Origin of the sequence: Vibrio sp. 10N.261.51.A3 (genome assembly GCF_041471965.1) — a bacterium.
Lineage (GTDB): Bacteria > Pseudomonadota > Gammaproteobacteria > Enterobacterales > Vibrionaceae > Vibrio > Vibrio crassostreae_C.
Genome location: NZ_JBFRPK010000018.1, coordinates 48462 through 56332, shown reverse-complemented (window position 1 = coordinate 56332; position 7871 = coordinate 48462). Strand labels below are relative to the sequence as shown.

General features: G+C 45.4%; 6 protein-coding genes. 5 read left to right on the top strand and 1 reads right to left on the bottom strand.

The genetic code is table 11. From position 1 onward, the window contains the following. Positions 1 to 635 precede the first annotated feature (635 nt). From AB4371_RS04720 to AB4371_RS04710, 3 genes are all read left to right on the top strand, one after another. Positions 636 to 1712: an efflux RND transporter periplasmic adaptor subunit gene (locus AB4371_RS04720; RefSeq protein WP_017064071.1), complete on the top strand. Its 1077-nt coding sequence runs from the start codon at positions 636 to 638 to the stop codon at positions 1710 to 1712. After that, entirely contained in the window at positions 1712 to 4825 is a 3114-nt protein-coding gene (gene vexH, locus AB4371_RS04715; protein WP_017062023.1) for a vibriobactin export RND transporter permease subunit VexH, read from the top strand. Before AB4371_RS04720 ends, vexH begins: the two co-directional genes overlap by 1 nt. Before the next feature lie 141 nt (positions 4826 to 4966). After that, positions 4967 to 5287 carry a DUF1244 domain-containing protein gene (locus AB4371_RS04710; RefSeq protein WP_004736423.1) on the top strand — a complete coding sequence of 107 codons (321 nt, stop codon included), beginning with the start codon at positions 4967 to 4969 and terminating at the stop codon, positions 5285 to 5287. A 90-nt stretch (positions 5288 to 5377) separates the two neighbouring features. On the opposite strand, the gene AB4371_RS04705 is transcribed toward AB4371_RS04710, so the two are convergent. Continuing rightward, positions 5378 to 6445: a PLP-dependent cysteine synthase family protein gene (locus AB4371_RS04705; RefSeq protein ID WP_102462568.1), complete on the bottom strand. Its 1068-nt coding sequence runs from the start codon at positions 6443 to 6445 to the stop codon at positions 5378 to 5380. A gap of 129 nt (positions 6446 to 6574) precedes the next feature. Between AB4371_RS04705 and AB4371_RS04700 the strand changes: the two genes are divergently transcribed. Both AB4371_RS04700 and AB4371_RS04695 read left to right on the top strand, forming a co-directional pair. Next, positions 6575 to 7048: an Lrp/AsnC family transcriptional regulator gene (locus AB4371_RS04700; RefSeq protein ID WP_017099910.1), complete on the top strand. Its 474-nt coding sequence runs from the start codon at positions 6575 to 6577 to the stop codon at positions 7046 to 7048. Between the two features lie 90 nt (positions 7049 to 7138). Next, positions 7139 to 7804, top strand: coding sequence for a hypothetical protein (locus tag AB4371_RS04695; protein WP_372149148.1), 666 nt, complete (start codon positions 7139 to 7141; stop codon positions 7802 to 7804). Positions 7805 to 7871 lie beyond the last annotated feature (67 nt).

Genomic DNA, 7871 nt, shown 5'->3' with positions numbered 1-7871 from the left:
GGATTCGAACCATCGAAGGCAGTGCCGGCAGATTTACAGTCTGCTCCCTTTGGCCACTCGGGAACCCCTCCAGGGTGTTTTTCCTAACTCATAATGGATAGGCTAAAGAGATGTTTTTCCCAACGCATCTCTCAAGTGCGGAGCGCATCATAGCAAACACGTTAAACCTGTAAAGAGTTTTTCTTATGGTTTTGTGTTGAATGCTGCCTTTTTGGGCAAAGATGGCGAAAAGTACGCATATTGCTCGGGAAGTGAACATCTATACTAAGGTTTACGTAGTGATAGGTAACACCTTGAGGTAACTCGCTTTCTACATTGTGTTTGGTTTGTGCAATTCGCCAAGAAACGTAAATGGAATTTAATCTAGATTTACACTTCTTGACGTTACAGCATTCATCAGTTGATAGAATACGGTTAATTTCATTTATAGATATTAATACCAATCGTAGTAAATAACATGTCATCCTAGCCTGTTAAAATGCTCGAGAACAGCGTCAGAAATTTTGATTGTAGAATAACTACTTATCGAAACTATCTGTTGAAAAGAGCTACCTTGTTCTCAAGCCTTTTCCCTACGCTATTTCTGACCACTTACTCACTGTGATTGGTATAAACCTTACTTGCAGACCATTATTATGAAGCATAAATCTGTTTTAACCCTGCTTAGCTTGTCTATTCTTATGGCGTCTCCAGCCGCACTAGCTAAACGCATGGGCCCTAGCACTGTCACTGTTGTTACTGAGCAAGTTGATATTCACCAAGTTAGCCAATCTCTTTCTTTGGTAGGTAAGTTAGAAGCAGAACAATCTGTGATCATTACCTCTGAAGTAGCGGGCAGAGTTGACTCTATCAACATCAAAGCCAATCAAGATGTCACCAAAGGGCAGATGTTGGTTCAATTAGATGACGACAAAGCAAAAGCTGCAGTTGCAGAAGCGCAAGCGTACCTAAAAGACGAGCAACGTAAGCTAGCGGAATTCCAACGACTAGTGAAACGCAACGCGATCACGCAAACTGAAATTGACGCTCAGAAAACGAACGTAGAGATTGCCAACGCTCGTTTAGCTGCTGCAAATGCCAATCTGAAAGATCTTCACATCAGCGCGCCATTCTCGGGCACTGTTGGTTTTATCGACTTTAGCCGCGGTAAAATGGTGACAGCAGGTACTGAACTCGTGACCTTAGATGACCTATCGGTAATGCAATTAGATCTGCAGATCCCGGAGCGCTACCTTTCTAAACTGTCTAAAGGTATGAAAGTAACGGCTCGCACTAGCGCATGGGGCGACACTCAGTTCACTGGCACAGTGGTAGGCATTGATTCTCGTATTAACGCTGAAACCTTGAACCTTCGAGTTCGAATCCACTTCGACAACAATAATGATTATCTAAAGCCAGGTATGTTAGTGGCGGCGGATATGGACTTCCCACCAGTGGAAGCGCCAATCATTCCAGTTCAAGCGCTTGAGTATTCAGGTACGAAGCGTTTCGTTTATGTTATCGACGAAGATAATAAAGCAACTCGTACAGAAGTTTTCCTTGGGGCACGTATCGATAACGAAGTCGTGATCGACAAAGGCATCGAAATTGGCCAGAAGATCGTGGTGCAAGGTATCGTGAACATGCGTGACGGCGTCTTGGTTCAAGAGCTTGCCGTTAATCGCCCAGCTGATGCAGCAAGTGATAAAAAAGCACAAGAAGGCGCTAACTAATGTTGTTATCTGATGTTTCTGTAAAGAGACCAGTAGCGGCCGTCGTATTGAGCCTACTATTGGTTGTGTTTGGTATTGTCTCTTTCAATAAGCTCGCGGTTCGTGAGATGCCAGATATTGAAAGCCCGGTAGTATCGATCAGTACTCGTTATGAGGGTGCGTCTGCCACCATCATTGAAAGCCAAATAACCTCCAACCTTGAAGACCAGTTATCCGGCATCAGTGGTATCGATGAGATCGAATCCACAACGCGTAACGGTATGTCGCGTATCACGATTACTTTTGAGCTTGGTTACGACCTCAATACCGGTGTGAGTGATGTTCGTGATGCTGTAGCTCGTGCGCAGCGTTCATTGCCCGATGAAGCCGACGACCCAATTGTTTATAAGAACAATGGTAGTGGTGAAGCTTCGGTCTACATCAACTTAAGTTCGACAGAGATGGACCGAACGCAGTTAACCGACTACACCGAACGTGTGTTGATTGACCGCTTTAGTTTGATTTCTGGCGTGAGCTCGGTGGATATCTCAGGTGGCTTGTACAAAGTAATGTACGTCAAGCTGAAACCTGCGCAGATGGCGGGTCGTGGTGTTACTACCTCCGACATCACATCTGCGTTGAACAGTGAGAACATTGAAAGCCCGGGTGGTGAAGTACGTAACGATGCGATTGTGATGTCGGTTCGTACTGCTCGTTCTTACACTGAAGCTGAAGATTTCGAATACCTAGTCGTTAAACGTGCCTCTGATAACACACCTATCTACTTGAAAGACGTAGCGGATGTTTACATTGGCGCAGAAAACGAGAACTCGACCTTTAAGAGTGACGGCGTTGTTAACGTAAGTATGGGTATCGTGCCTCAGTCAGATGCGAACCCACTTGAGGTGGCTGACTTAGTCCATAAAGAAGTCGAAGCAATTCAAAAGTTCTTGCCAGACGGTACTCGTTTGGCTGTCGACTATGACTCAACTGTCTTTATCGACCGCTCAATCTCTGAGGTTTACAGCACGCTCTTTATCACGGGCGGCTTGGTTATCCTTGTGCTTTATATCTTTATTGGTCAAGCACGTGCAACACTTATTCCAGCGGTAACCGTACCTGTATCTCTGATCTCGTCGTTTATTGCCGCGTACTACTTCGGTTTCTCCATCAACCTGATTACCTTGATGGCACTTATCCTGTCGATTGGTTTGGTGGTAGATGATGCGATCGTGGTGGTTGAGAACATTTTCCACCATATTGAACGTGGTGAGTCACCGCTGCTTGCTGCCTATAAAGGTACTCGTGAAGTAGGCTTCGCGGTAATCGCAACAACGCTTGTATTGGTAATGGTATTCCTACCAATCTCGTTCATGGACGGCATGGTTGGCCTATTGTTTACCGAGTTTTCTGTATTGCTTGCGATGTCGGTGATCTTCTCGTCGCTAGTCGCATTAACGCTAACGCCAGTGCTAGGCAGTAAGATCCTTAAAGCGAACGTTAAACCAAACCGTTTCAATTTGTTTGTCGAGCGCGTATTTGGCAAGCTTGAGTCTGGATACCGCGCGGTATTGCGCCGTGCTCTTAACTGGCGTTGGGCTGCTCCAATCATCATTATCGCGTGTATGGGCGGTAGTTATGGCTTGATGCAACAAGTGCCGTCGCAACTGACGCCACAAGAAGACCGTGGGGTTATCTTTGCGTTTGTTCGTGGTGCCGATGCAACCAGTTACAACCGTATGTCTGCCAACATGGACATCGTTGAAGAACGCTTAATGCCATTGCTTGGTCAGGGCTTCTTGAAGTCATTCAGTATTCAATCACCAGCGTTTGGTGGTAATGCGGGTGACCAAACGGGCTTCGTAATCATGATCCTAGAAGACTGGGATGAGCGTGACGTTACCGCACAAGAAGCGTTGAACGAAGTTCGTAAATCGTTGAACGGCATTCCAGATGTGCGTGTATTCCCGTTCATGCCGGGCTTCAAAGGTGGTTCAAGTGAGCCTGTTCAATTCGTACTTGGCGGTTCTGATTACTCTGAACTTCAGAAGTGGGCAGAGCTCTTAAAGCAAGCGGCTGAAGATTCTCCAATGATGGAAGGCGCGGACATCGATTACTCTGAGAAAACACCAGAGCTATTGGTAACCGTAGATAAGCAGCGTGCAGCAGAGCTAGGTGTTAGCGTTTCAGACATTTCAGATACGTTAGAAATCATGCTTGGCGGCCGCAGTGAAACGACCTTCGTTGACCGTGGTGAAGAGTACGACGTGTATCTGCGTGGTGATGAAAACAGCTTCAACAACGCGAACGATCTAAGCCAAATCTACATGCGAACTCAGTCTGGTGAGCTGGTTACACTTGATACGCTGACGCACATTGAAGAAGTGGCTTCATCGATTCGTTTGTCGCACTACAACAAGCAGAAATCGGTGACCATTAAAGCGAACCTAATGGAAGGTTACACGCTGGGTGACGCGCTCGATTTCCTTGATGAACAAGCGATTGAACAGCTACCGGGTGATATTTCAGTGAGCTACTCTGGCGAGTCAAAAGACTTTAAAGAGAACCAATCAAGTATCCTAGTGGTGTTTGCGCTAGCGATGCTGGTCGCATACTTGGTACTGGCCGCGCAGTTTGAAAGCTTCATTAACCCGCTGGTGGTGATGTTCACCGTACCTATGGGTATCTTCGGTGGCTTCTTAGGCTTGGTGCTGATGAGTCAAGGGCTCAACGTCTACAGCCAGATTGGTATGATCATGTTGATCGGTATGGTAACCAAAAACGGTATCTTGATCGTAGAGTTTGCTAACCAACTTCGTGACCGTGGTATTGAGTTTGAAAAGGCGATCATTGATGCTTCTGCTCGACGCTTACGTCCAATCATGATGACGGCATTCACGACGCTGGCTGGTGCAATTCCATTGATTACTTCAACGGGCGCAGGCTATGAAAGCCGAGTGGCTGTGGGTACGGTTATCTTCTTCGGTATGGGCTTCGCGACATTGGTAACTCTGTTCGTTATCCCTGCGATGTACCGACTGATTTCAGGATCAACACGCTCTCCGGGTCACGTGGAAGCGGAACTTAATAAAGAGCTTAGCCATGACAACGTGGGAAGAACCTCTCACGGTTAATGAACACGCACGATTAATGAACACGGAATAGTGTAACAATATTGAAAAGCCTGCGTTTGCTCCTAGCGAATTGCAGGCTTTTTTTGTATAACAAACAGAGCTCAACGAATTAATACAATAGATCGAATAAAGGAAAGTAAAGTGGCTGAATTTAAATACAAAGATCTTTCTCAAGAAGAACAAGATAAGCTGGATGCAGCAACCTTTCGTCGCCTGCTAGCACACCTAGATAACAATAAAGATGTGCAGAACATCGATCTGATGATCTTGGCTGGCTTCTGCCGAAACTGTTTCAGTAAATGGTACAAAGCGGAAGCAGAGCAACAAGGCTTAGACTTGGATATCGATGACGCTCGTGAGCGTGTATACGGCATGACTTACGATGAGTGGAAACAAAACCATCAACCAAAAGCGACGCCTGAACAACTCGCGGCATTTGAAGCGAAGCAGAAGCCAGAGTAATTTGTTCTCGTTAGTGGCTGACTAATAGAATGAATAAACAAAAAGAGCCCATCAAGGGCTCTTTTCTATTTCGAACTATCGGTTTTGAACTTAAGCCAACTCACCCGTTTGCGAGAAAGCTTCTAACTTCGCTGCATAAGGTTGTAGGTCACCGATATTCAGATTTACCCACTCGTCATTGAAGTAAGTATCTAGGTAACGCTCACCGCTGTCACATAGCAAAGTCACGATAGAACCTTTTTCGCCACGTGCTTTCATTTCACTGGCTAACTGAAGCACACCGTACATGTTAGTCCCGGTTGATGCGCCGACCTTGCGACCAAGAATGTCAGATAACCAATGTGTCGTTGCGATACTTGCTGCGTCTGGGATTTTACGCATTTCGTCAACCACACCAGGAATGAAGCTTGGTTCTGCTCGTGGGCGACCAATGCCTTCAATCTTGCTGAATGTACTACCTTTCACGTTCGCATTGCCTGTTTGGAAGTATTCGTGGAATACAGAGTTCTCAGGGTCCACAACACAAAGCTTAGTTTCATGTTGTTGGTAGCGAATGAAACGGCCAATCGTCGCTGAAGTACCGCCAGTACCTGGGCTCATTACTACCCAAGCTGGAACTGGGTGATCTTCCATCTGCATTTGATTGAAAATCGAGTTCGCTATGTTGTTGTTACCACGCCAGTCGGTTGCGCGCTCAGCGTAAGTAAATTGGTCCATGTAATGGCCATTCAGCTCTTCTGCTAAACGACGTGACTCATCGTAAATTTCATCTGAGCGGTCAACAAGATGTGCTTGGCCGCCGTAGAATTCAATCTGCTCAATTTTCTTCTTCGCTGTGCACTTTGGCATCACTGCGATAAACGGAAGACCTAGTAGGCGAGCAAAGTACGCTTCAGATACCGCAGTGCTACCCGATGAAGATTCAATGATCGTTGTTTCTGGGCCAACCCAACCGTTACAGATAGCGTATAAGAACAGAGAACGCGCTAAGCGGTGCTTCAAAGAGCCCGTTGGGTGTGTGCTTTCATCTTTAAGGTAAACATCAATGCCTTCGATACTTGGTAGTTCGAGCTTGATAAGGTGCGTATCCGCTGAGCGTTGGTAGTCCGCTTCAATTTTACGAATCGCGTTGTTAATCCATTGATGGTCAGTGCACATAAGCGTTCTCCTGATCGAGTGTAGGAATTCTTTGTAATTGGTATGGTTCTAATTTAGCTACAATCAGAGAGAAAAACTTTGCCATATTTGCTTTGTTTTGCTTAAATTGTAGAAAATAATTCTCTTTAAATGCAATTTGGTGAAAATGTGATAGATGCCGTAGATAAAAAAATATTAGGATTACTGCAAGAAGATAGCACCCTGTCATTGAATGACATTTCTGAAGCGGTCAATCTCACCACAACGCCTTGCTGGAAAAGGCTTAAGCGCCTCGAAGAGAACGGCATTATTGAGAAAAGAGTCGCGCTGCTGAACCCAGAAAAGCTCGATCTTTCTTTTACCGCGTTCGTATTGATTAAAACCAGTGATCATTCTCACGAATGGTATGGTCGTTTTGTGAATACTGTGTCGGAATTTCCAGAAGTGATGGAGTTTTATCGTATGGCTGGCGAATATGACTATATGATGAAGGTTCAGGTTAAAGACATGAAGTGCTTTGATGATTTCTACAAGCGCTTGGTGAATAGCATTGACGGTATCTCTAATGTGACCTCGACATTTGCGATGGAACCATTGAAGTACACGACAGCACTGCCGCTTTAAGCTCAACCTAATCTTAGGCTACCTATCGTTTCAGTTTAACTATCTTCTCAGTTTAGATCTCGCCTCTGCGATAAAAGAAAAGGATTATTCATGTTTGCAAAAGTATCTACCGCGATCCAATTGGTATTAGCGGTCGCCATTTTTTACTTGGGCTACACCATCTATTCGTTTACTAATAAAGTAGGGGAGATCGTCGATACTTATCCGCAGGTTATCGAAGATTTATCCGGTCTCACGAAAGGGCTAAAAGTGGAAGAGCTGCTAGCATTTGCTGAACATGTTAGTGAGCTTGCTCCTCAAGTTCTGAACACAGTCGAAGAGGTCAGAAAGACGATCGATGACGTGAATCAAACCGTAGCCTCGGTCGACAACAAAATCCCTGCGATATTAGATGAAGTGAAAAATGTTCGAACGGAAGTCGAGCAGGTAAGAACCGATGTTATTCCACCAACATTAACTGAATTAAAGAGATACCGCGTAGACGTAATGCCACCAATGCTCGCTGAAAGTAAGTCTTACCGCGAACAGACTATTCCTGTCATCGTCACGGAATCTGAAATGCTACGAGCGGAAGTCCCAGGTATTTTGGCACAAGCTAATTTGTTAGCTGATAAGAGTAAGGAACTCGCTCAGGGAGCCGCTGAGGGCGCGGTGAAAGGCGTAGTGTTATCGCCATTTAACCTTCTACGAGACGCAGGTGATGGCATTAAAACGCGAGTTCAAGGCGAGTTTGAGCCAACGTTAGAAGTTGAGTAGGTTTTATTGATTTTTGCGTGACGAGTTTTCTTAAGCGTCATTAAAGAAAGAGGCTAGGTATTAAACC

Coding starts and splice junctions, on each gene's coding strand:
- AB4371_RS04695 (WP_372149148.1), top strand. CDS start 7,139: ATGTTTGCAAAAGTATCTACCGCGATCCAATTGGTATTAGCGGTCGCC.
- AB4371_RS04705 (WP_102462568.1), bottom strand. CDS start 6,445: ATGTGCACTGACCATCAATGGATTAACAACGCGATTCGTAAAATTGAA.
- vexH (WP_017062023.1), top strand. CDS start 1,712: ATGTTGTTATCTGATGTTTCTGTAAAGAGACCAGTAGCGGCCGTCGTA.
- AB4371_RS04720 (WP_017064071.1), top strand. CDS start 636: ATGAAGCATAAATCTGTTTTAACCCTGCTTAGCTTGTCTATTCTTATG.
- AB4371_RS04700 (WP_017099910.1), top strand. CDS start 6,575: ATGCAATTTGGTGAAAATGTGATAGATGCCGTAGATAAAAAAATATTA.